This window comes from Neohoeflea coraliihabitans (assembly GCF_019334345.1).
In the GTDB taxonomy this organism is placed as follows: Bacteria; Pseudomonadota; Alphaproteobacteria; order Rhizobiales; family Rhizobiaceae; genus Pseudohoeflea; species Pseudohoeflea coraliihabitans.
In genome coordinates this window covers 238,948-263,324 of sequence record NZ_JAHWQX010000002.1, presented here as the reverse complement: position 1 = coordinate 263,324, position 24,377 = coordinate 238,948, and the positions used below count along the sequence as shown (strand labels likewise).

Genomic DNA, 24,377 nt, shown 5'->3' with positions numbered 1-24,377 from the left:
CGGGGGCACTCTCCCTCCTCCCCCAAAGGTCCCCCGGCAGACGCCGCCTTTGAGCGATGCGGGCTTCTCCCTCCAGGCTCGCTTCACTGGCTCGGGCGACGAACTGAAGCACCCGCTCCGGCTTGTCCGGGCGGGTGTTTTCATTTCTGCAAACCACCTTTCGGTCCCGACGGCAGAAATCGCAATCGCTCGGCCGCGGCGGCCTCGGTGATGAAGTCAGCGACCGTCCGCAGCCGCGCAAGCTCGCGCGCCGCCTCATGATAGACCATGTAATAGCTGCGTTCGATGCGGTAGTCGGGCAACACCCGCTCGAGCTCCGGATGATCGGGCGCGATGAAGTCATGCAATACGGCAATGCCGGCGCCCGAGCGCACGGCCTCGACCTGTCCTATGGCGCTGGAGATTTCGAAATGCGCCGACCAGTTGCGCAGGATCTCGCGTGTGAAATGCAGGCTGGGCGAGAAGATCAGATCTTCCACATAGCTGATCAGCCGGTGCGCGCGCAGATCGTCGGCGCTCTTCGGACGGCCCATTTCCTCCAGATAGGACTTTGAGGCATACAGCGACAGCGAATAGTCCAGGAGCTTTCGTGACACCAGTCGCCCCATTGCCGGCTGTTCCACGGTGATGGCGATGTCGGCTTCCCGTTGCGGCAGAGAGAAGGACCGCGGCACCGGCACCAGTTGCAGTTTGAGGTCCGGATGTCGCGCCGTCAGGGCTCCCAGACGCTTGGCAAGAAAGGAAACGCCGAATCCGTCCGGCGCGCCGATGCGCACGGTGCCGGCTATCGTGCTGTCGGTGCGCCCCAGGCTGCCCTGCGCCGCCAGCATCTCCGCTTCCATCCGCTCCGCATGCGCCAGCAGCGCCTCGCCGGCCTCGGTCAGCACGCATCCATTGGTGCGGCGGATCAGCAACTGACTGTCAAGCGCGCTCTCGAGCGCCGAAATCCGCCGCGCCGTGGTGGCATGGTTCAGTTTCAGGCGCCGCGACGCCGCCAGAATCTGCCCGGCGCGCGCCACGGCCAGAAACACGCGGATGTCATCCCAGTCGAAAGCCATGTTCCCTCATAGACATGACCGGCAGAAACACAAGCATGCTTGCCTCCGGCCAGGCAACCGCCTATTCCCGCGGGGGTCTTGCAATCGGATCAGCCGATGTCCCAGCCGCCAGCCTCAGCATCCCGCCCGCGCTCCGATCCCGGCACCGAAGTTTCGTATCCGGGGCGCTGGATTGCACTTTACGTGATGCTCGCCGCCAATTTCATGAATCTGATCGATGTCACGATCGTCAATGTCGCCCTGCCCAGCCTGCAGCGGGATCTTGGCGCCTCCGACACGGCCATCGAATGGGTGGCGGCCGCCTATATCCTGTTTTACGCCGTCGGGCTGCTTCCCTTCGGACGGCTTGGCGACATGCTGGGTCGTCGCACGATGTTTCTGGCGGGTGTAAGCTGCTTCACCATCGCTTCCGCCGTCTGTGGTCTGGCGCCGTCGATCGGATGGCTCGTCGTGGCGCGTATTTTTCAGGGTATTTCAGCCGCCATGATGACGCCGCAGACCCTGGCCATCGCCCAGATCATCTTTGCACCGCGCGAGCGCGGCTCGGCCCTGTCGATGTTCGGCCTGACCGCCGGCATGGCGACGGTGACGGGACCGCTGCTCGGCGGCGTTCTGATCGGCCTGAACATTTTCGATCTGACGTGGCGGCCGGTCTTTCTCGTCAACATCCCCGTCGGGCTTGTTACACTGGGACTGGCCTTGAGATACCTGCCCAAGGGGCGCGGGCGCCGCGATGTGGGGATCGACGGCATCGGCATCATGCTCGCCATGCTGACCGTCGTTCTCATCGTCTTTCCGCTCGTCGAGGGGCGCAATTTCGGCTGGCCGCTGTGGATCTTCGCCATGCTGGCAGCCAGCCTGCCCTCGGCATACGCCTTTGCCCGCTGGCAGATCGCCAGTGCCGGTGCCGGGCGGCCGCAACTGATGCCCGCCAGCGTGCTGCGCAATCCGCAATTCATGACCGGTGCCGTCATGACGACGCTGCTGTTCTCATCGATCCCGGGACTGTTTCTTGTGCTCGCAATCTTTCTGCAGGTTGGATTCGGTCTGACGCCGCTGCAGTCGGGCCTGACCACGATTCCCTTCTCGGTCGGCGTTCTACTGGCTTCGCTGCTGGCCAATCGCCTCGCCAGCCGCTGGCCGCGCCGCCGCGTCATCATCGGTGGGACACTGCAGGTGATCGGCATGATCTATCTGCGCTATGTCATCGGTGCCATCGACGGCGGACTGAACACCATCACGCTGTTGCCGCCGCTGCTCATCGGCGGCCTTGGCCTCGGCACGACGATCCCGGCGCTGTTCCAGACCGTGCTGGCCAATGTCGAGGGAAAGGATGCCGGGTCGGCCTCGGGCAGCCTGCAGGCGTTTCAGCAGGCCGGGGCTGCACTCGGCGTTGCCGTGATGGGGCAGATCTTCTTTGCGCATTTCGCCGGCCAGGCCAGCGCCGCGCCGCCGGCCCTCTTCATCGAGGCGCTGCGCGCCGCGCTGGTTTACTCCATCGCCGTGTTCGCAGTCGTTGTCGCCGGCGGAGTGCGCTACCGCTACCAGGCGATCCGCTGAGCCTAGGCGCGGTGCTGTCCCGCATCGGCCAGCTCCCGGCGCAAACGGGCTTCTTCTTCGACTGTCGGCCGTGAGAATCGCGCCAGTGCCAGATAGGCGACCGGCGTGACGAACAGCGTCGCCAGCGTCGCAAGGCCCAGCCCGCCGACAATCACCCAGCCGAGTGCGGTACGCGCTTCGGCCCCGGCGCCGAAGGCAAGGACCAACGGCAAAGCGCCGAGAACGGTCGACACCATCGTCATCATCACCGGCCGCAGCCGGATCAGTGAGGCCTGCTCGATGGCCTGGCGCACGCCCAGTCCCTCATTGCGCAGCTGATTGGCAAATTCGACGATCAGGATGCCGTTTTTCGCCATTACCCCGACAAGCAGCACCAGGCCGATCTGGCTGTAGACATTCAGCGTGCCGCCGGTCAGCAGAATTGCAAAGATCGCGCAGGCCAGTCCGAGGGGCACGGTCGCCATGATGATCAGCGCCGAGACGAAACTTTCAAATTGCGCCGCCAGCACCAGAAGCACGACGACGATGGCAATCGCGAAGGTCGCCAGCATGTCGCGCGATGACTGGTCGAGGGTCGCCGCCTCGGCCAGCGGTATCACCCGGGCGCCCGGCGGCAGCAGGGACTCCGCCATCTGTTCGACTTCAGCAAAGGCATCGCCAAGCGCCAGCCCGTCGGACAGCGCCGTGGTGATCGACACCGCGCGCAACTGCTCCTCGCGGTTCAGGGACGGCGAAACGGCCTTTTCGGTCAGTGTCGCAATTGTCGACATCGGCACCATGCGGCCATCGCCGGTTTTCAGAAACAGGCTCTCGAGATCGGTTGGATCGTTGATCGGCGAGGTGGTCGAGATCAGTTTCACCGGGAAGGAGCGGTCATTGATGAAGACCTGCGTGACTTCGCTGCCGTCAAGCAGCGCCTGCATGGCTTCCGCCAGCCCGTTGATGTCGATGCCGAGATCATTGGCCCGCTCGCGGTCGATCTGCACGGCCAGTTGCGGCTGTGTTGTCTCATAGGACAGCCGCACCTGCTCGAAGCGCGGATCGTCTTCCAGGACAGTCACCATCTCTGCCGCCGCCGCACCCAGCGACTGGTAGTTGTTGCCGACAAAGGCGAACTGCAACCCCTGGCCGGCACCGCGGATGCCAAGGCTGTTGGGCTGGAAGGCAAAGGCGCGAATGCCGGGAATGCCGGCCGCAATGCGGTTGATCTCACCGGCAATCTCCGCCTGCGAGCGCTCGCGGTCCTCCCACGGCGCCAGGGTCAGCACGATGAAGCCGCTATTGCTGCTCCCGCGCCCGGCCATCGAGAACATGTTCGTCACCTCACCGCCAGCCCTGAGCGGCTCGAGACGGCGTTCCAGTTCTCGCATCTGCGCCGAGGTGAAATCGAGACTCACCCCCTGCGGCGCGGAAATGCGCATCAGTGCGATGGCCCGGTCCTCACGCGGCGTCAGCTCCTGCGCCACGCTCGACAGCAGGGCCAGGGCGGCACCGCAGACAAGCACGGCAATCAGCGCCACCACCAGCGGCAGGTCCAGTGCCAGTCGCAACAGGCGCGTATAGAGCGCGCTCAGCCGGTTGCCGAAACGCGCCAGCGGCCCGGTGCGAGACTGACGCTCGGGCGCCGCGGTCTTCATTGCGGCGGGGTCGGTCCCTGCCGGCGCCGACGAGACCGGCGGTCGTTTCGGCTTGATCAGCCGCGAGGCCAGCATCGGGCACAGCGTCAGGGCAACCACGCTCGACAACAAGACGGCAAAGGCGAGCACGAAGCCGAACTCCTGGAACAGGCTGCCCGCCTGTCCGGGCAGGAACGACAGCGGCACGAACACGGCTGCCAGCGTCGCCGTGGTGGCGATCACCGCGAAGAAGACCTCGCCGGTGCCGACCACCGCCGCGGCGCGGATTCCGAGCCCCTCATCGCGTTTGCGCACGATGTTTTCCAAAACGACGATGGCATCATCGACCACCATTCCGGTGGCCAGGACCAGCGCCAGCAATGTCAGGATGTTGATGGAAAAGCCCATCAGGAAGATCGCCGCGAAAGTGCCGACCAGCGCCACCGGCAGCGTGACCGCCGGAATCAGGGTGGCGCGCCAGTCGAGCAGAAAGACGAAGATGACGAGGATGACCACCCCGGTGGCAATTCCCAGCGAGAACACCACTTCTTCGATGGCGCCGCTGATGAATGTCGCATCGTCACTCGTCACGCGGATATCGACCGTCTCGGGCAGGATGCCGCGCAGGTCGCTCACCGCCGCTTCGATGCCCTGCGAAATCTCCAGTGTGTTTGACTTGGCCTGCCGGATGATTCCCATCCCGATGCCGGTACGGCCATTCGCCCGCAAGGTTGAATCGCCGGGATCACCGCCAAGCGTTACCGCCGCCACATCGCCAAGGCGAACCCTGTCGTTGATGTACAGGCTCTCGAAATCCTCCGGCGTCGACACATCCGCCGTGGCCCGCACGACGATATCCTGCGTCGCCGCCGTCAATGTCCCGGCCGGCACGTCGAAGGATACATTGTCGAGCGTTGACTTGATGTTGCCGACGGTCAGTCCGAGCGCCGCCAGGCGGATGGGATCGATATCGACGCGAAATATCTTGTCGCGGTCGCCATATACCTGCACGTCGGCGACCCCGGGCACGGAGGCCAGCCGGTCGACCACCTCGTCCTCGACGAGTACGGTCATGTCCTGCACCGAGAGTTCGTTGGAGGTGACGGCCAGACGCATCACCGGATCCGCATTGGCATCCGCCTTGACGATGCGTGGCTCGTCGGCCCCGTCGGGCATGTTGCGCTGTACCTGGCCCAGCGCATCGCGGATATCCGCGGCGGCGTCGGACAGATCGGTGTTGTCGGACAGTTCGACCGTCACGCGGCTGCGGCCGAATGACGACGAGGAGGAAATATTGGTGACGCCCGACACGCGCGCCACGGCGCCCTCGACGATGGCGGTCACCTCCCGGTCGATGGTTTCCGGGGCGGCGCCGGTATAGGTCGTTGTGATCGACACGATCGGTTGGTCGACATCCGGCAACTCGCGGATTTCCCCGCCGAGGATACCGGCGAGACCGGCCACCACGATCAGCAGGCTGACAACGATCGCCAGCACGGGGCGCCTTACGAAGAGGCCGCCCGAACCCGGCTTTGCCTTGGCCGTCTCCGCCGCGGGAGGAACAGTCTCCGACATCATCCGGCCCTCCGTCGTCCGCCGTTCTGTTCGCCATCGCGCCCATCCGCGGAACCATCAGCGGAAGGCTGACGCTGGCCGGCACCGGGGGAAACCTGCGCCCCGTCCTGTGACAATTCCCGCACCGGGCCGTTGGCGCGCACGCTTTGCACACCCTCGGTGACCACGACCTCGCCCGGAGCAAGCGCGGCCTCGACCAGCACCGCTTCGGCGTTGCGCTGAATGATGCTGACCGCGACCTTTTCCGCAATGCCGTCTTTGACCCGCCAGACATAGGCACCATCCGCGCCCCACTGGATGGCGAGGGGATCAACCGCCGGATAGGTCTCGCCGGCAAAGCGCATGCGCACCTGGAACGACATCCCGGCCCGCAACCGGTCCTCGTCATTGGCAATTTCGGCACGCACGCGCAGCGTGCGGCTGGCCTCGTCGAGGCGGTTGTCGAGGGCACTGACGGTTCCGTCAAACACCTCGCCCGGACGGGCAATCGACTGCGCTTCGACTGGCGCACCGATGGCGATGGACGCGACAAGCCGCTCCGGCACATAGAAGTCGACAATGATCCGGTCCCGGTCATCGATCGTCGAAATCACCGTCTGGTTGGTGACGAAATCGCCCCGGCTGACATTCAGGATGCCGATCGTGCCGTCGATCGGCGCGTGGATCGTCCGGCGCGCCAGATCGAGTTCAGCCTGGCGCAGCACCAGCCGGGCATTCTGCGCCTCGCTGCGTGCATTTCCCGCCTCCACCGAACTGATGGTCTTCTGGCGCAGCAGGTTTTCGGTCCGCTCGAGTTTTTCCTCTGCGGTGGTCAGCGCCAGCTGCGCCTGGTCACGGGCAATTTCTTCTTCGGTGGAGTCAAGACGCACCAGGACATCCCCGGCCGCAACGCGGCTGCCCGAGCTCACCTCGATGGCGGCAATCTGCCCGGCCACCTGTGGCTGCACCGAGACGGTGCGCGCCGGCGCACCGGTGCCGATCGCCGAAAACCGGTCGTTGATCGTGGCTTCCGTGACTGGTGCCGTGACCACCAGCGCCGCGCCGCCGCCGCGGCGCCGTCCCGGTCCCGCGCCCGCCCTTGCATCGCCTTCGCTTGCTTCCGGAGCTGCAGCGAGCATTGCCGGCACCGGCACGCCGGCCTTGCCGAGAAGGCTCGCAGCCTGCGGATCGAGCATGATCCAGCCAAGGACCGCGACGAGGAGAACGGCGATGCTCGCCAGAAGCTGTTTCAACAAGGACATAAATGATCCTGGCGGATATCCGCTCGATGAAGACGATGCCGGCCGGCGCCGGCGATGTCAGGCTGATTTTTCTTCCCGTATTGTGCAGCGCAAAGGGCAGGATTCACAAATTAATTATTTGCAATGTGCAGCCAGTTGCCAGCGCGGCAGGCCCTGTTGCGACTTACACCATTGTTAACCTCCTTGATGTTCAATGCGGCAGGGAACGGGCATTTCCGCCCGATGCATGAAGCGGATTCCGATGGCGGCCGTGCCAACAGCGCCGTCTGCAACACACGAACGGTACCGGGGTACATCATGAGTTTTTATCAGAATTCGACCAAGGGCGACGGACTGGAAATCATTTCGTTTCATCTTGGCGATCAGGTATTCAGCGTCAATATCATGTCGGTGCGCGAGATCCGCGGCTGGGCGCCGGTGACGCCGCTGGCGCATTCGCCGAACCACGTGCTCGGCGTCATCAACCTGCGTGGTACCGTCATTCCGGTGATCGACATGGCCATCCGCCTTGGCCTGCCGCCCATCGAGCCCACGGAACGCTCGGCGATCATCGTCGCCGATACGCACGGTCAGCTTGTCGGGCTGCTTGTCGAATATGTTTCCGACATGATCACCGTCGATCCGGCACAGATGCAAACGGTTCCGGAGGTCGGCGCCAGCGCTGTGCAGACCATGACCTCGGCGATTATCTCCCAGGAGGATGCGATGATCTCGCATCTCGATCTCGGTGCGGTCCTCGAGGAGATCGGTCAGATCGCCGCCTGAATTCGCAGCAACATCTCGTTCATTCAAGCCGGCGCGGTCCCCGTGCCGGCTTTTTCCGTCGCCCTCAGGACGAAGCGCCCGATGCCGCTGACTCCATTGCGCTCATGCGTTCGACAAGCGGCGTCGGCACCAGCTCGGTAAATTCGATATTCAGTGTATAGTTGCCCTGCCGCCGAATGCTGCCTGAAAACGACATGTCGATCCACGGCACGCGCATGATGATGGTTTCGCCAAGCCGCGGAAAGCTGCGCTCGGCGAGCCGTGCCGCCGAAAGGTCATCATCGCGCCAGGGGAATGCATCATCGGCGACCATGCACCCGCCTTCCGAAAGATTGACCAGTCGCGCCGCCACCACATGTTTCTGGCGCCGGTCCTGGCTGACCAGGAACAGCAGCACCGGGCAGATGGCGTCGCGGCGAAAAAACTGCCGCCGCTCGAGTCCATCACCGAGTTGGGTCAGCGCATGCCGCCGCAACGGCGCCATACTCTCGCGATAAACTTTTTGCCCACCCCGATTGGCCATGCTCTATGGACAAGCGCAAACTCTTAAAAAACCGTTCACTTGTGTTCCGCGGCAAGGGCAAATGTCGGTGGACACCCGCCGCTTCGCCGTTGCATCCTGATTCCGGCGATCGCACTCTGCGAACAGACCCGTCCGGGCGGTCCGATATCGGGCCCCTGCGCGTGAACCTCAACCGGAAGCCTCCATGGCCATTCTTGCAAGCATTTATCACCGCACCCATTATCAATACGACCGGCCCGTCAATCTCGGTCCGCAGATCATTCGTCTGCGCCCGGCGCCGCACAGTCGAACGCGCGTGATTTCCCATTCCTTGAAGGTGTTCCCCGACACGCACTTCGTCAATCACCAGCAAGACCCCTATGGCAACTGGCAGTCGCGCTTCGTATTTCCCGACCCGGTGCGCGAGTTGAAGATCGAGGTCGATCTTGTCGCCGACATGACCGTCTACAATCCGTTCGACTTCTTCGTTGAGGACAGCGGTGAGACCTGGCCATTCACCTATGCCGACGACATTCTTGCCGATCTGTCGATCTACCGCACGCCGGAACCGGTCGGCCCGCAATTGCAAAGCTTCCTCGAGAGCGTATCGCGCGCCCCGCAGCGCAGCGTCGATTTCGTCGTTGGCCTCAATGCCCGGCTGGCCAGCGAGATTGGCTATGTGATCCGCATGGAGCCGGGCGTACAGACGCCGGAAGAGACTTTCACGGCGGGAACCGGCTCGTGCCGCGACACCAGCTGGCTGCTCGTCCAGGTGCTGCGCAATCTTGGCCTGGCCGCCCGTTTCGTGTCCGGATATCTCATCCAGCTCAAGCCTGACCTCGAGGCGCTCGACGGTCCTTCCGGCACGGATCACGATTTCACCGACCTGCATGCCTGGTGCGAGGTCTATCTTCCTGGCGCCGGCTGGATCGGGCTCGACCCGACCTCCGGACTGCTCACCGGCGAAAGCCACATCCCGCTGGCCGCAACGCCGCATTATCGCAATGCCGCCCCCATCTCCGGGGGCTACACGGCGGTTGGCGAGCCGGCGATCGAATTCGACTTCGACATGCAGGTCGAGCGCATTGCCGAGCATCCGCGCATCACCCGGCCGTTCAGCGACGATGCCTGGACCGATCTCAATGCGCTCGGCCGCAAGGTCGATGCGCAACTGAAGGCTGGCGATGTGCGGCTGACCATGGGCGGCGAACCGACCTTCGTGTCGATCGACGATTTTGAGAGCGAAGAATGGAACACCGCCGCGGTCGGTCCGCAAAAGCGGCAACTGGCTGACAAGCTGATACGCCGCCTGCGCGACCGTTTCGCGCCGGGCGGGTTTCTGCATTACGGCCAGGGCAAGTGGTATCCGGGCGAAACGCTGCCGCGCTGGACCTTCTCGCTCTATTGGCGGCGCGATGGCAAGCCGATCTGGTCGGACCCCGCCCTGATCGCCGAGGAGGGCAGCGAACATGCTGCCGCGACCCCGGCCAATGCCGAGGCTCTGCTTGTCAACATCGCGGCCCGTCTCGGCGTCGAGACCGAGAACGTGCAGCCGGCCTTCGAGGATCCCGCCCTCTGGATCCTCAAGGAAGGCGAGTTGCCGGACAATGTGACGCCGCAAAATCCGAAGATTGACGATGCCGAGGAACGCCATCGCATGATCAGCGTCTTCGCCCGCGGATTGGGCAAGCCGTCGGGATATGTCCTGCCGGTTCAGCGCTGGCAGGCGAAAAGCACCGGGCCGCGCTGGCAGTCGGAGAAATGGAAACTGCGGCGCGACCACATTTTCCTCGTCCCCGGTGACAGTCCCGTCGGCTACCGCCTGCCGCTCGGCTCCTTGCCGCATGTCGAGGAAAACGACTATCCCTTCATCAATCCGCAGGATCCGACCGAACCGCGCGGCACGCTTCCCGATCCTGAGACGCTGCGCCAGCCGGGCCTGGAAGGGTCTTCCGAAGCGAGCGAACCGGCCGCAGACCGGCGCGAGCGCCCCCAGGCCGCCGCGCATTTCACCGCCACCCCGGCCGGGCAGGAGCGGGTCGAGCAAGAAGTGAGTGAACTGGAAGGCACCGTGCGCACCGCCATCTCGGTCGAGCCGCGCGACGGCCGGCTGTGTGTCTTCATGCCGCCGGTGGTCAAGCTTGAGGACTATCTCGAACTGATCGCCGCCGCCGAACAGGCCGCCGTCGAACTTGATCTGCCGCTGCATATCGAAGGTTATGCCCCGCCGCACGATCCGCGCATGAATGTCATTCGTGTTGCCCCGGATCCCGGCGTGATCGAGGTCAACATCCATCCTGCCGCCTCCTGGGAAGAGTGCGTCGCGATCACCGAGGGCGTTTATGAGGACGCCCGCCAGTGCCGCCTCGGTGCCGACAAGTTCATGATCGATGGCCGCCATACCGGGACCGGCGGCGGCAATCACGTGGTTGTTGGCGGCGCGACGCCGCTCGACAGCCCCTTCCTGCGCCGCCCCGATCTCCTCGCCAGCCTGATCCTGCATTGGCAACGCCATCCGAGCCTGTCCTATCTGTTCTCCGGCATGTTCATCGGCCCGACCAGCCAGGCGCCGCGTGTCGATGAAGGCCGCCATGACAGCCTGTACGAATTGGAGATCGCGCTCAGCCAGATACCGCGACCCGGCGATGGCCCGCCGCCGTCGCCCTGGCTGGTCGACCGGCTGTTGCGCAACCTTCTCGTCGATGTCACCGGCAACACCCATCGCGCCGAGATCTGCATCGACAAGCTCTATTCACCGGACGGCCCGACCGGCCGGCTCGGTCTCGTCGAGTTCCGCGGCTTCGAGATGCCGCCGGACGCGCGCATGAGCCTGGCACAGCAGGTGCTGCTGCGCGCCATCATCGCGCGCATGTGGGACAATCCGGTGCGCGGCAAGTTCACGCGCTGGGGCACCACACTCAACGACCGCTTCATGCTGCCGCACTTCCTGTGGGAGGATTTTCGCGATGTGCTCGAAGATCTCGAGCTCAACGGCTTCAGCCTGCGGCCCGACTGGTATGAAGCCCAGGCCGAATTCCGCTTTCCCTTTTGCGGCGCCGTCGAGCTCGATGATGTGGCGCTCGAACTGCGTCAGGCGCTAGAACCCTGGCATGTGCTCGGTGAAACCGGTGCCATAGGCGGCACGGTGCGCTACACCGACAGCTCCACAGAGCGCCTGCAGGTGCGCCTGTCCACCGCAGACCCGGAACGCTATTCCGTGGCGTGCAATGGGCGCCGCGTGCCGCTGGCAAGAACCGCGACCAACGGCGTAGCCGTCGCCGGGGTGCGCTACAAGGCGTGGAAGCCGGCCATGGCCCTGCACCCGAAGGTCCCGGTTCATGCCCCGCTGACCTTCGATATCTACGATAATTGGTCGGGCCGCGCCATCGGCGGCTGCGTATATCATGTCGCCCATCCTGGCGGCCGCAGCTACGAGACGTTTCCGGTCAACAACAACGAGGCGGAAGCCCGCCGGCTGGCGCGTTTCGAACCGCATGGCCACCAGCCTGGAGCCTACACGCCGCCGGTTGAAACCGCCCATCCGGAATTTCCGATGACGCTCGATCTGCGGCGTCCGCCGATGCTTTGAGATGACCTGGAGCGAAAATATTCTTCATCCGGCAAACGCCGACGCATCGGCGGGCCTGCTCGCCGACTATACGCCGCTTGACGGCCTGCCGGATGAGCTGCTCGATGCCGACGGGCAGATGCGTCCCGTCTGGCGCGATCTGATCAGCCATCTGGCGCGACACAGCCCCGAAGCACTCGAGGCCCAATTTGCGCGCGGCGCCAGCTATCTGCGCGAGGCCGGCGTGTTCTACCGTCAATATGGTGGCACGGGCCAGGACGAGCGCGACTGGCCGCTGGACCCGATACCGGTTCTGCTTTCGGCCAGTGAGTGGAGCGGCATCGAAAGCGCGCTCAAGCAACGCGCCGACCTTCTCGAAGCGGTGCTCGCCGATCTGTACGGGGAGAACCGGCTGACCCGCGAGGGCCACCTGCCGGCGCGGCTGATCGCCGCCAATCCGGAATGGCTGCGTCCGCTGGTCGGCGTGCGTCCGGCGTCCGGTCATCACCTGCATTTCATCGCATTCGACATCGGCCGCCGTCGCGATGGCCGCTGGTGGGTGCTCGGCGACCGCACCCAGGCGCCCTCCGGGGCGGGCTATGCCCTGGAAAACCGCATGGCCTCGCTGCACAGTTTCGCCGGCTTTTACCGCAGTGCCCGCGTGCAGCGCATCGCGGAATTTTTCAAGGCCTTCCGCGACAGTCTGAACGCGCTGAGCGGCGCCAACCGCGCCGGCATCTTGACGCCCGGTCCGATGAACGATGGCTATTTCGAGCATGCCTACATCGCCCGCTATCTCGGCCTGCCGCTTCTCGAGGGCGAGGATCTCACCGTTTCCAACGGCGAATTGATGGTGCGCACCATCTCCGGGCTGCAGCCGATTGGCGTGCTGTGGCGCCGCATGGACGCCAACTGGGCCGATCCGCAGGAGCTTGAGGAAGCCTCGCAGATCGGCACGCCGGGCCTCGTTGCCGCCCTGCGCAATGGCCAGCTTTCAATGGTCAATTCCCTTGGCGCCGGTGTTCTGGAGGCGCGCGCCTTCCTCGCCTTTCTGCCGCGTCTCAGCGAGATCCTGCTCGGCGCGCCGCTCGCCATGCCGAATGTGGCCACCTGGTGGTGCGGCTCGAAAGCCGAGCGCGATCACGTGAGCCAGAATGCGGCCTCGTTGATGATCGGCCCGGCCAACGCTGCGCACATGACGCTGGAGCCGGATCCCCGCATCAGCCTGGGCGGCGAGAACCGCAGTGCCGCCGATCAGCCGCTCGCCGAGTGGCTTGAAAGTTCCGGTGCGGATCTGGTCGGCCAGGAGGTCGTGCGCCTGTCGACGACCCCGGTATGGGCGGATGGCAGACTGCAACCGCGGGCCATGACGCTGCGCGTCTTTCTCGCCCGCACTGAAGATGGCTGGCAGGCCATGCCCGGCGGCTATGCGCGCATTGCTGCTGGCGCTGATCCCTCGGCCGTGTCGCTGCGGCGCGGCGGCTCCGTGGCCGATGTCTGGGTGGCTTCCGGACAGGCGTCGGTCTCCGAGGCGGTCACTGAAAGCCCGCCGATACGCCCCTATCGGCCATCCGCGGGTCTGCTGCCGGGGCGCGCTGCCGACAATCTTTTCTGGCTCGGCCGCTATATCGAGCGTGCCGAGGGGACCATGCGTCTGTTGCGTGCCTATCATGGTCGCCTTGATGAAATGCCCGACGGCACGGCGAATGTCCTGACCCTTCTCGAGACGATCTTTGCCGCCCGCGACCTGGGCACGGGGAAGGGGATTCCCGATGCTCTGGTCGAAATGCTCTCTGCCGCCACCGGCAGCGCCGGGCGGCTGCGCGACCGGTTCTCCGTCGACGCCTGGTCGGCGCTCGCCGATCTGCAAAACACCGTCAAGAAGATGCGCGGTGTCGTCCAGCCGGGCGACGACGCGGCGCTGGCGCTTGGCGTGCTGCTGCGCAAGATCGCCGGCTTTACCGGCCTGGTGCATGAAAACATGTACCGTTTTTCCGGCTGGCGGTTCCTCACACTCGGCCGGTCGGTCGAGCGGGCGCTGGCAACGACACGCCTGCTGCTCGATCTGGCCGGACCGACAACGCCCGAAGCCTATGAGCTGTGCATCGAGGTTGCCGACAGCGTCATGACCCACCGCCGCCGCTATTCCGTGCATACCAGCCGCGCATCGCTGGTCGACCTGATCGCCCTCGACCCGCTCAACCCGCGCTCGGTGGCGTTTCACGCCGAAGAGATCCGCGAACAGATCAGCCTCTTGCCGGGTGCCGCCGAAAACCGCCAGCTCTCACCCCTGGCCCGCACTGCCTTGCGCCTGTCGACCGATCTTGCCGTCCACACCACGGACAGTCTCGATCCTTCCGCCCTGTCGGTCGTTGCTGACCAGATCACGGCCTTGTCGGAACAGATCGAAGCCACTTATTTTCACCAGATCTGAAGCCCCCGAAGACAAAGGAGCAGCAAGCGCACCGGCCTGAACACCACCATCGCCTTGCCCGTGGTCAACGCTGTCGGACATGCCGCGCTTCAAACCGTCTTCATGCTTTACGATGTCCGCCTGATCATCTCGCATCACTATCCGCACATCGCCGTCGGCGTGCGCCAGATGTTGCGCCTCATGCCGGCCGCCCGGCCCGGACATCAGCGCCTGATCGCCGCCGGCCTGACCATCACGCCGCCCCCCGCGCATCGCGGCGATGCCATCGATTTCTTTGGCAATGCCTACAGCTCGGTTGCCTTTGATGCGCCGCTGGAGGATCTCTTGTTCAAGGTCTCGGCGCGCGTTGAAGTCACCGGACCGGCGTCGGCCATCGATCTTTCCGCCGCCCTTGAGGATCTGCCGCGCGAGCTTTCCGCCTGCCGTGATCTCGGACCAGCTTCACCGCTGCACTTCATCGCGCCGACGCCGCGCACCCCGGAGGTGGCAGAAATCGCCGCCTATGCCCTTGAGGTCACACGAGGGGCCGGCAATTGCGCCGAAGCGGTCTTTGCCCTCGGGCGCGCCTTGCACCGCGATATGCGGTTCGATCCCGAGGCGACGACCGTCGATACCCCGGCCGCCGAAGCTTTTCGCGCCCGCCATGGCGTGTGTCAGGATTTTACCCATATCATGATCATCGCCCTGCGCAGCCTTGGCATCCCCGCCGGCTATGTCAGCGGTGTCCTGCGCACCCAGCCGCCGCCCGGCCAGCCCCGTCTGGAAGGCGCCGACGCCATGCATGCCTGGGTGTCAGCCTGGTGCGGAGCCGCGGCTGGCTGGATCGACTATGATCCAACCAACGCGGTGCAGGTCGATGCCGAGCACATCTTCATCGCCCGCGGGCGCGATTATGCCGATGTCGCTCCGATCCGCGGCGCCGTCCGCACCACCGGCGAGCAGCAATCGACCCACGCGGTCGACGTGATCGCCGTTGATGCGGCAACGCGTTTTTAAACCTAGCTGTCGGACAGGCATGTCTCCATTGTCGCGGCCATGTCCTCGAGCAGGGCGCCATACATTTCCGGGCCGGGAGACAGCGTGGCGCCGAGCGGATCAATGACGCCGCGGCGTGCACCGGTCCCCTCGGTGACGAGCTCGATGACCCCAGGAGCAAATTGCGGCTCGGAAAAGACGCAGACTGTATCCGAACGCTGGATGAGATCGCGAATTTCGGCGATCCGTTCGGCGCCGGGCTTCAGCTCCGGATTGATCGTGATCGCCCCGGCTGTAGTCAGCCCGAATCGCGCTTCGAAATAATGATACGCATCGTGAAAGACGATGTAGGGCTGACCCTCAAGGGGCCGCAGTTTCGATCCGATGTCGGCGCTGATTTCGGCAAGGCGTTCGCTCTGCGTCTCCGCATTGGCCTGGTAGGTCGCACGATTGTCCGGATCGAGCTTGGCAAGCGCCACCGCCACGGCCTCGAGCAGCTCGCGCCCGTTTTCAGGATCAAGCCAGAGATGCGGGTCGATGGCATCGGCATGGTCATCGTCATGAGCGTGCCCGTCATCTTCATCGCCTTCGTGCCCCGCATGCTCTTCAGCATGGGATGTGGCATACCGATGATCGTCATCGTCACTGCCGTGATCATCATCCGTATGACCGGTCGCGTCGTCATGGGCATCCCTATGCTGCTCGAATGCACCGCCCGCGCGCGGTGCGCGCAGAATGACGCCCTCGACGTCGCGCATGGCTAGGGCCTCGGCATTGGTGGCAATGGTGCCCAGCGCCTTGACCATGAAGCCTTCCAGTTCGGGGCCGATCCAGACGACCAGATCGGCATCCTGCAGCGCCGCCGCCTGCGATGGCTTCAACTGGTATCCATGCGGTGAGCCGCCCCCGTCTATCAACAGGTCGGGGACCGCAACACCATCCATCACCGCCGCAACCAGCGAATGCAGCGGCTTGATGGTCGCCACGACGCGCGGCGCAGCGAGAGCTGAACCACCGGCGAAAACAGCCGAAAGCAAGACAAGCGCTGCGGCGGATGCAGCCAACAGGTTCTTGTGCACCGGGGTGGAGGAAGATCGGATCGAGTGACGCATCGGCAGGCTCCAGGTGTCATGTTATAATATTACATTGCCACGTCATACAGGCTGTGCCATAGCTGCGCAATCGCAAATTTTACGGTGCATTCATGAACCCATCGAGCCAGGAGAATGCGCGTCCGACGTCGGTCTTGCCTGAAAAGGACGCGCCATCGGGCCGGGCATCCGTCAGTACACGGCGCACCGGCGCGGCGGGAGCATCCGCATCTTTACGAGACGAGCCGCTGGTGGACCTGCGGGGTGTCGGCTTTCGCGGTCCCGACCGCTGGCTGGTGCGCGGCGTTGATCTCGCAATCGCTCCCGGCGAGATCGTGACGCTGATCGGACCCAACGGCTCCGGCAAGTCGACGACGGCCAAACTGGCGCTCGGCATTCTCAAGCCGCATGCCGGTACGGTGCATCGCCGCCGCCGTCTGAAGGTCAGCTATGTGCCGCAGAAGATCCAGATCGACTGGACCTTGCCGCTGACCGTGCAGCGCTTCATGCGCCTGACCACTAAACTCACCGACGGGGAAATGCGCGCCGCCCTCGAGGCGACTGGTATCGCCCATCTACGCGATGCCGAGGTCCGCAACTTGTCGGGCGGCGAGTTTCAGCGCGCCATGCTGGCCCGTGCCATTGCCCGCAAGCCCGATTTTCTCGTGCTCGATGAACCGGTCCAGGGGGTCGATTTTGCCGGCGAAGTGGCGCTGTACGAGCTGATCCGCCGCATTCGCGACGAGCTTGGCTGCGCCGTCTTGCTGATCTCGCACGATCTGCATGTTGTGATGGCCGCCACCGACCGGGTGATCTGCCTGAATGGCCATGTCTGCTGCGAAGGCACGCCGACCGCCGTCGTGGAAAGCCGGGCCTATCGCCAGCTCTTCGGAAACGGAACGGCGGCGCTGGCGCTGTATCGCCATCACCATGACCACACCCATCTGCCCGACGGCAGCGTTCTCGACGCCGATGGCCGCCTCACCGATCATGCTCATGGCCCCGACCATGACCACGACCATGACCATGCGCCGACATCTGCCGCTGCGCCCGAGGTGAAGGGAGGCAAGCCCGATGCTTGACGATTATCTCGTCCGCGCTCTGCTTGCCGGCATCGGCATGGCGCTCGTCGCCGGGCCACTCGGTTGCTTCATTGTCTGGCGCCGGCTCGCCTATTTCGGTGAAACGCTGGCCCATGCCGCGCTGCTGGGGGTTGCGCTTGCATTTCTGCTCGAAGTCAACGTCACTTTCGCCGTGTTTGCCGTCGCCGCGCTCATTGCGGTTGCGCTGCTGGCCATGGAACGGCGCGCCGGTTTGGCCGCCGATTCCCTGCTTGGGATTCTGTCGCATTCCTCTCTGGCACTCGGCATCATCGTCATGAGCGCCATGACCTGGTTGCGCGTTGATCTCATGGGGCTGCTTTTTGGCGATATCCTTTCGGTCTCGCGCCTCGACATCGCGCTGATATGGGCCGGCGGCCTGGCTGTTCTGGCGGTCCTGGCCCTGATCTGGCGCGGCCTGTTTGCCACCACCGTCAGCCCGGAACTGGCGGCCGGCGAAGGGGTGTCGACCGACCGCGTCAATACGGTGTTCATGCTGCTGATGGCCGTCGTCATAGCCATTGCCATCAAGATCGTCGGTGTTCTGCTGATCACGGCGATGTTGATCATACCGGCGGCCACCGCCCGCCGCTTTGCCCGCAGTCCGGAACAGATGGCGCTGTTGGCAGCTGTGTTCGGCGTGCTGGCAGTGAGTTCAGGGCTCGCGGCCTCGCGCTTGTGGGATCCGCCCTCCGGTCCGGCCATCGTCGTTGCAGCGCTGGCGCTGTTCCTGATCAGCCTGACCCCGCTGCCCGGCCGGCTGAACCCGGCCCGCCGGCGCGCGCCGCAAATCCCTGACCATGCCGATGCCGGGGAGGAGCAATGATGCACGCTGCCGCGCCATCCGATACGCCGCTGACACGCAACCAGATGCTGGTTCTCGGTGAACTGACCGGCGCCGAGGGGCCGCTTTCGGCCTATCGCATTCTTGACCGGCTGCGCGATGAGGGGTTTCGTGCCCCCCTGCAGGTCTACCGCGCCCTCGACAAACTGTTGGAGCTGGGGCTGGTCCACCGCCTGGAAAGCATGAATGCCTTCGTCGCCTGCAATGATCACGCCTGCACCACGCATGCGGCGACGGTCTTTGCCATCTGCGAGACCTGTGGCCGGGTGGCGGAACTGTCCGATCAGGGCCTGGAAAGCCGATTGCACAAGCTGACCGCCGAAAGCGGCTTTCGTCCGAGCCGCTCGATCGTCGAATTGCGCGGCCTTTGCGCCGACTGCCGCGGCGCCGATTCCTGATCAGCTGTTCTTCAAGACGACGCAGGCGCCGCCCTTGGCGCGCAGCTCCGAGCAGATCGCCTCGGCCCGGCCGCGCGTTTGCACGCCAATGCGCACTGAATGCACGCCGCTGCGTGCCATTCCGGTGCGTTTTCGGCTGACATAGACATCCTCGCTCGCCACTGTCACGCCCGTCGCCTGCCGCATGCGCTGCCATTGCTTCAGCGCCACCGCCCGGTCGAAGTGCCCGGCCACCAGCACCGCCCAGGGCTTGCGCGACACTTCCGCCATCGGTGTCGTTCGCGTCATGATCACCGGCAGGGCGCGGCAGGCCTCGTCGAACGACAGCTTGGCATCAAGCGGCCGCAGGCGGATGCGGCGGGCGCGATCGGCAAAGGTATCGGCCGCCTCGCCGGTGATATCGCGCACATAGTCTTCGGTCTCCAGCGGCAGGAATCCGCCACTCGTCAGCCAGCGCTCGACGCGGCGCTCGCCGGCATTGTAGGCCGCCGCCGCCAGTCCGAGATTGCCGAACCGGTTTTTCAGCTCGGCGAGATAGCGCGCCGAGGCGGGCAGTGCCTGCGCAATGTCGAAACTGTCGCTCAGGCCGCGCAAACGCGCCGTGGCCGGCATGAACTGCGCAATGCCCTCAGCGCCCGCCGGCGAGACGGCGCCGGTGTCGAACCGGCTTTCTTTCCAGATCAGGCGCGCGAAGAAGCTTTCGGGAAGACCATTGCGGCGCGCTTCGCTGCCGATCAGTGCGCAGATCTGCTCGGCACTGGTTCTATCGGCAGCCGCGCCCTGCGCGTGCACCGGCTGCGGCGCAGCCAACAGGACCATTAGCGCCAGGCCGGCCGCGCCGCAGAGCCCTCGCACCATGCCCGGCTGCGGCGCCATTCCTGTCGAATGCATCACCATGTCTCGTCGTCATGCCCCTTATGCGCGCCGATGATCGACGGTCCGGTCGATGAAAGTCAAGCGCGGCCCTGAGGGTGGAGTTGCTCTTCTTGCTAACGTGCCGACGCATAATAGGCGGCGAGCGCCTCGATCGTTGCGCTGTCGAGGTCATCGATCATCCGGTGCATCAGATAGGCGCGATCGGTGCCGCCGCGGGTGCTGGCCTTGAACGCCTTCATCTGGTCGGCGAGATAGAGGCGGTTCTGCCCGGCAAGGGGCGGATTGCCGGCGGGCAGCGGTTGCGGCCAGGGTCCGTGACAGGCGGCACAGGCCGGCGTTTGCGTTTCACCGGTCCCGCCCAGGACGATCGCCGCGATGTCCTCGGGCGGTGCGGCAAGGGTGCGGGCGGCCTGTGCGCCGCCGGGCGCGGTGAAATGGTCTGCCAGCGCTGTAATCTGCTGGTCGCTGAGATCGCTTGCCGCCTGCTCCATCATGCCGCTGAACCGGCGTCCCTCGCGATAGGCTTGCAGGGACGAAGCCATATACTCGGCGGAAAGAATATCGAGCCGCGGCGCTGCCGGGCTGACCGGGGCTTCATCGACGCTGCCATGACATGCAACGCAGCTGGCAGCCAACGACGCGATGGGATCGCCGGTATCCGCTGCGTCGGCCGTGCCGGGCGCCATTCCGGGTGACATTCCGGGTGATATTCCGGGTGACTGGGGCAGACCGGCCAGCTCCCGGTAGCCCTCCACGGACAGATCTTCCGCCTGCGCCAGAAAGGCAACCACCGGCCAGACGTCATCGTCGCGCTCCGCCGGCCAAGCCGGCATGCCGCTCATCTTGATGCCGTGCCGCACGATCCAGAACAATTCGTTCGGCTGCCAGTGCGACACGGCGGATGCCAGCGGCGGCGGCTGCGGCACCATGCTCAGTACCGTGGCGCTGCGCGGCTCGCCGGGCGCTCCGTGGCACATCTTGCAGGCACTGTCGTAATGGCGGGCCCCGAGCGCCGCATAGCCCGGGATCGACAGATCCGGGACGCTCTCGGGCTCCGGCGCCCGCAGCCGCACCGAATTGCGAAACGTTGTGTTCAGCACCCAGGACACGCCCGGCAAATGCCCGCTGGAAGCGGAAACATTGTACAGGCCGAACGCGACCACCGCGATGCCGCCGAGGGCGCCGAGCACCGCCAGCACGCCGATGGGCAGCAGGTAACGCATCATGGCTGCACCTCCTCGCTCGTTTCGAGCTCACGCCGCACCAGCAGAACGCCGGCCGCCAGGTAGATCGGCGTGCCGATCGCCAGCATCAGCATGCCGCCCATCTGCTGATCGGCAAGGGGCGCCGCTCCGAAGCAAATTGCGGCATAAAGGGGCCGACCGGCAAGGATCAGCAACGCCCCGAGCAGGGTCATGTGCATTGAGGTCAGAAGCAGCCCGCCCGCCGCCGCGAGGCCGTTTTCGGCGCGCAACACCGAGACCCACAACAGCAGCCCGGCCAGCAAGAAGCTTATCTGCTCGAGAACAAAACCCGACACGCTGACCGCCGCCCATTCGTGCAGCGCCGGCAGGTGCCAGCCCCACACAACCAGAAATTCGAGCACCGTCGCAGCAAGCAGCAGGCCGCCCGGCCAGGCGTCGCGATCGCTTCCGGCAAGTCCTGCCCGTTCTGCAAGGCGAACCGCGGCCGGTGCCGCCAGTGGCGCGACAATGGCGATCAGCGCCATGTGGCGGATCATGTGGATCGTGAACGGCTCCAGGCCGAAGCTGCGAAGCGGCGACAGCCATACGCCGGCGGCGATCGCCACCGCCAGCAGGGAGCGGATGGACGGTCCTGGCATCAACCGCACCCCGCGATGAAAACAGCCGGCAGCGCCGTATACAAGGTGGCGATGGCAGCGAGAACCGCGAGCAGGAAGGCGGCATGGCCGAGAAATTCGTGGCGATGCTCACCCGTCGGCTGACCGTGCGAGTATTCCTGGTTGGTCATATAATTCCATTGCCGCCAGGATCGCCAGGCAATCACCGCGATCGCGCCGACGGCAATCAGTGTCAGCGCCGCAATGCCCAGTCGCAGATACGGCAGATAGGCGGTGCCCAGCTTGGCGCAGACAACGGCGGTGGCGGCGTAGACAACGGTGAAGTGTACGGCCCACAAAGCCGGGCCGAGCGTGATCAGCCAGAGGCTGCTCGCTTCTTCTCGGAAAGTCCGGCGTTCCTCGTCCTGTTGCGGGCTGTTCATCACATCATCCTCGGAAACAGGCCGATCACCAGGCCCGTCACTGCCGCCGTCAGCGCCATGAAGTGCCAGTACAGCGTCACGTTCCATAAATCAGCATCGTGGGTCGGCGTCATGCGCCCGGCGAGGCTGCGCGCCAGGCAGTAGAGCTGCATGATGATTCCGGCGCCCATATGCACGCATGCCCAGACCATGAACGCCCAGACCGTGGCCGGATAGACGTGGCTGACCGGATCCAGCCCGGCCACCAGCACCGAGGCGATCAGCGCGGCGATACCGCCGACGGCGCAAAGCGGCGCGGCGATCAGCAGAACCCGGGCCATTGCCACCCGGCCGCGCCTGTTGACCTCGCGCGCCGCCACGGTCAGCGCCCAGCTGCAAAGAAGCACGAGCGAGGCCGTAAAGATCAGCGGTCCATTGGCATGCACGGCGTCTGCCGGCGGGTAGTCGGCGCTCGCCGTCCAGTAGAAGAAATAGCCGAAGACGAGGCTGGCGAAGGCCGTCGTGTCGCCAAGCATCGTGATCCACACGCCCCACCAGCCGGCAGATGCCGGGCCGGCGGCATAGATCGGCAGCTTCAGCCCCAGTCCGACGTCGCGCATCTCCTTCGGCGGGATCGGCGCGGTACTGGTCCATAGCCAGTAGAGAATGCAGACAATGGCGAAGGCCGCACAGACGATCGCCGGCCAGTAGACGTGGAAGGTCGGGAAAATGAAGGCGCCGCCGGTAAAGCCGGCCGCGGCGAGCGTGATCCACGCCGGACCCGTGACCCGCATGCACTGGATCGGCCGTGCGTCGAGCACCGTGGTGATCAGCGTCTCGCGCTTGTGCTCGGGGGCATCGGGGAGATAGTAGCGGCCGGCATGCATCCGCTCCACCAGTTTGGTCTGATCCCACAGCGGATATCGGCTGGTGACGTAGGGAATGGATCGCGACCCCCAGGCTTCCGCCGGCACATCGTTGGACCATTCCAGCGTCCCCGCATTCCAGGGATTGAGCGGGGCCAGAGGGTGTTTTCGGCGCGGCCGCAGTAGATCCCAGGCAAACAGCAGGAAACCGATGGCGATGATGAACGCGCCGACGGTCGAGATCAGGTTGAGAAGATTGAGCCCCGGCTCGTCGGGATAGGTGAATACCCGCCGCGGCATGCCGCGCAGCCCGCTCAGATGCATCGGCAGGAAGGTGACATTGAAGCCGATGAAGATCAGCCAGAACACCCATTTGCCGATGCGCTCGGACAGCATCTTCTTGCGCAGGAACGGATAGAAGTAATAGACCCCGGCAAGCACCGGAAACACCATACCGCCAAACAGCGTGTAGTGCAGATGCGCGACGATGAAATAGCTGTCGTGCACCTGCCAGTCGAACGGCACCAGCGCCAGCATGATGCCGGTCAACCCGCCGAACACGAAGATCGCCAGCGCGCCGGCAATGAACAGCATCGGCACCGACAGTGTCAGCCGGCCCACCATCAGCGTTGCGAGAAAGGCGAACAGCTGGATGCCGGTGGGGATGACCACCGATTCCGAGGCGGCCGAGAAAAAGCCCAGGGATAGCGAGGGCAGGCCGGTCGTGAACATGTGGTGCACCCACAGGCCGAACGACAGAAAGCCGGTCCCGACCGCTGACAGCACGATCCACGAATAGCCGACGATCGGCCGGTTTGCCACGGTCGGCACGATCATCGCCGCGATGGCGATCGACGGCAGGAAGATGATGTAGACCTCCGGATGCCCGAAAATCCAGAACAGGTGCTGCCACAAAAGCGGATTGCCGCCGCGCTCGGGATCGAAGAACGGCCAGTTAAAACTGCGCTCCAGTTCGAACAGGAAATCGCCGGCAATCAGCGGCGGGAAGGCGAACAGGATCATGCCGCCGACCACCAGAACGTACCAGCCGTAAAGCGGCATCAGATTGATGCGCATCCCCGGCGGCCGACATTTCAGGACACCGACGATCAGTTCGACCGCGGCCGCGATCGACGCCACCTCGATGAAGGACAGGCCGAGCAGCCAGATATCCGAGCCGACCCCCTCCGACTGGGTAGCGAGCGGCGGATACATGAACCAGCCCGAGCTCGGCGCCGCATCAAACAGCACTGATCCGAAGACGAACACGCCGCCGATCAGAAAACACCAGTAGCCGAAGGCTGACAGCCGCGGAAAGGGCATGTCGCGCGCTCCGAGAAAGGCCGGCAGCAACAGGATCGCCATCGCCTCGAACATCGGCACGGCAAACAGGAACATCATGGCCGAACCGTGCATCGTGAAGAACTGGTTGAAGCGGTCGGCCGACAGGAAATCATTGCCGGGAAATGCCAGCTGCACGCGCATCAACAAGGCGAGCACGCCAGCGGCCATCATGAAGAAGAAACAGGTCAGCGCGTACCATAGGCCGACTTCGGAATTGTTCACGGCGGTGAGATATTTGACGCCCTGCGGCGTTTTCCATGCAGCGCGCAGCTGCGCGGCGCCTTCGGCGGTCACGCGCGGCTCGACTTGCTCGGCGAGCATCGCCTCGCTGGGCGGGTAGG

The 24,377-nt window shown here is 64.8% G+C and carries 19 protein-coding genes; 9 read left to right on the top strand and 10 right to left on the bottom strand.

Annotated elements, in window-relative coordinates:
• Window positions 1-140 precede the first annotated feature (140 nt).
• Window positions 141-1,058 carry a LysR family transcriptional regulator gene (locus KY465_RS07285; protein WP_219201020.1) on the bottom strand — a complete coding sequence of 306 codons (918 nt, stop codon included), beginning with the start codon at window positions 1,056-1,058 and terminating at the stop codon, window positions 141-143.
• A 96-nt stretch (window positions 1,059-1,154) separates the two neighbouring features.
• Between KY465_RS07285 and KY465_RS07280 the strand changes: the two genes are divergently transcribed.
• Window positions 1,155-2,618, top strand: a complete 1,464-nt coding sequence (locus KY465_RS07280; RefSeq protein WP_219201019.1) for an MFS transporter — start codon at window positions 1,155-1,157, stop codon at window positions 2,616-2,618.
• 2 nt (window positions 2,619-2,620) lie between these two features.
• Here the strand turns inward: KY465_RS07280 and KY465_RS07275 are convergent, their stop codons facing one another.
• Together KY465_RS07275 and KY465_RS07270 are read right to left on the bottom strand one after the other, a co-directional pair.
• A complete protein-coding gene (locus KY465_RS07275) occupies window positions 2,621-5,809 on the bottom strand; it encodes an efflux RND transporter permease subunit (protein WP_219201717.1) in 3,189 nt (1,062 codons plus the stop codon).
• Window positions 5,809-7,050 carry an efflux RND transporter periplasmic adaptor subunit gene (locus KY465_RS07270; RefSeq protein ID WP_219201018.1) on the bottom strand — a complete coding sequence of 414 codons (1,242 nt, stop codon included), beginning with the start codon at window positions 7,048-7,050 and terminating at the stop codon, window positions 5,809-5,811. Before KY465_RS07270 ends, KY465_RS07275 begins: the two co-directional genes overlap by 1 nt.
• A 2-nt stretch (window positions 7,051-7,052) precedes the next feature.
• Between KY465_RS07270 and KY465_RS07265 the strand changes: the two genes are divergently transcribed.
• Both KY465_RS07265 and KY465_RS07260 read left to right on the top strand, forming a co-directional pair.
• Window positions 7,053-7,280 (top strand): hypothetical protein, encoded by a 228-nt coding sequence (locus KY465_RS07265; protein ID WP_219201017.1) that lies wholly within the window; start codon window positions 7,053-7,055, stop codon window positions 7,278-7,280.
• A gap of 67 nt (window positions 7,281-7,347) precedes the next feature.
• Window positions 7,348-7,815, top strand: coding sequence for a chemotaxis protein CheW (locus KY465_RS07260; protein ID WP_219201016.1), 468 nt, complete (start codon window positions 7,348-7,350; stop codon window positions 7,813-7,815).
• 64 nt (window positions 7,816-7,879) lie between these two features.
• Here the strand turns inward: KY465_RS07260 and KY465_RS07255 are convergent, their stop codons facing one another.
• On the bottom strand, window positions 7,880-8,299 hold the full coding sequence (locus KY465_RS07255; RefSeq protein WP_219201015.1) for a PilZ domain-containing protein: 420 nt from the start codon (window positions 8,297-8,299) through the stop codon (window positions 7,880-7,882).
• 223 nt (window positions 8,300-8,522) lie between these two features.
• Between KY465_RS07255 and KY465_RS07250 the strand changes: the two genes are divergently transcribed.
• The 3 genes from KY465_RS07250 (at window position 8,523) to KY465_RS07240 (ending at window position 15,315) form a co-directional block, all read left to right on the top strand.
• Entirely contained in the window at window positions 8,523-11,906 is a 3,384-nt protein-coding gene (locus tag KY465_RS07250; RefSeq protein ID WP_219201014.1) for a transglutaminase family protein, read from the top strand.
• 1 nt (window position 11,907) lies between these two features.
• Window positions 11,908-14,319: a circularly permuted type 2 ATP-grasp protein gene (locus tag KY465_RS07245; protein ID WP_219201013.1), complete on the top strand. Its 2,412-nt coding sequence runs from the start codon at window positions 11,908-11,910 to the stop codon at window positions 14,317-14,319.
• Between the two features lie 102 nt (window positions 14,320-14,421).
• On the top strand, window positions 14,422-15,315 hold the full coding sequence (locus tag KY465_RS07240) for a transglutaminase family protein (protein ID WP_219201012.1): 894 nt from the start codon (window positions 14,422-14,424) through the stop codon (window positions 15,313-15,315).
• Window positions 15,316-15,317: 2 nt separating this feature from the next.
• Here KY465_RS07240 and KY465_RS07235 read toward each other — a convergent pair whose 3' ends face one another.
• Entirely contained in the window at window positions 15,318-16,406 is a 1,089-nt protein-coding gene (locus tag KY465_RS07235) for a zinc ABC transporter substrate-binding protein (protein WP_219201011.1), read from the bottom strand.
• A gap of 92 nt (window positions 16,407-16,498) precedes the next feature.
• Here KY465_RS07235 and KY465_RS07230 point away from each other — a divergent pair, with 92 nt between their 5' ends.
• The 3 genes from KY465_RS07230 to KY465_RS07220 are packed head-to-tail and all read left to right on the top strand — an operon-like array spanning window position 16,499 to window position 18,727.
• Entirely contained in the window at window positions 16,499-17,467 is a 969-nt protein-coding gene (locus KY465_RS07230) for an ATP-binding cassette domain-containing protein (protein WP_219201010.1), read from the top strand.
• Window positions 17,460-18,311 (top strand): metal ABC transporter permease, encoded by an 852-nt coding sequence (locus tag KY465_RS07225; RefSeq protein ID WP_219201009.1) that lies wholly within the window; start codon window positions 17,460-17,462, stop codon window positions 18,309-18,311. Before KY465_RS07230 ends, KY465_RS07225 begins: the two co-directional genes overlap by 8 nt.
• Window positions 18,308-18,727 (top strand): Fur family transcriptional regulator, encoded by a 420-nt coding sequence (locus KY465_RS07220; protein ID WP_428982957.1) that lies wholly within the window; start codon window positions 18,308-18,310, stop codon window positions 18,725-18,727. Before KY465_RS07225 ends, KY465_RS07220 begins: the two co-directional genes overlap by 4 nt.
• On the opposite strand, the gene KY465_RS07215 is transcribed toward KY465_RS07220, so the two are convergent.
• The 5 genes from KY465_RS07215 to ctaD all read right to left on the bottom strand — a co-directional run bounded on the left by KY465_RS07215 (window position 18,728) and on the right by ctaD (window position 24,357).
• Window positions 18,728-19,618, bottom strand: a complete 891-nt coding sequence (locus KY465_RS07215) for a lytic transglycosylase domain-containing protein (RefSeq protein ID WP_255561517.1) — start codon at window positions 19,616-19,618, stop codon at window positions 18,728-18,730. It abuts the gene before it with no gap.
• Window positions 19,619-19,716: 98 nt separating this feature from the next.
• Window positions 19,717-20,829 carry a c-type cytochrome gene (locus tag KY465_RS07210; RefSeq protein WP_219201008.1) on the bottom strand — a complete coding sequence of 371 codons (1,113 nt, stop codon included), beginning with the start codon at window positions 20,827-20,829 and terminating at the stop codon, window positions 19,717-19,719.
• Window positions 20,826-21,446, bottom strand: coding sequence for a cytochrome c oxidase assembly protein (locus KY465_RS07205; RefSeq protein ID WP_219201007.1), 621 nt, complete (start codon window positions 21,444-21,446; stop codon window positions 20,826-20,828). The genes KY465_RS07210 and KY465_RS07205 overlap by 4 nt, the downstream gene beginning before the upstream one ends.
• Window positions 21,446-21,847, bottom strand: coding sequence for a hypothetical protein (locus KY465_RS07200; RefSeq protein WP_219201006.1), 402 nt, complete (start codon window positions 21,845-21,847; stop codon window positions 21,446-21,448). Before KY465_RS07200 ends, KY465_RS07205 begins: the two co-directional genes overlap by 1 nt.
• Window positions 21,847-24,357 (bottom strand): cytochrome c oxidase subunit I, encoded by a 2,511-nt coding sequence (ctaD, locus tag KY465_RS07195; RefSeq protein WP_219201714.1) that lies wholly within the window; start codon window positions 24,355-24,357, stop codon window positions 21,847-21,849. Before ctaD ends, KY465_RS07200 begins: the two co-directional genes overlap by 1 nt.
• Window positions 24,358-24,377: the final 20 nt, after the last annotated feature.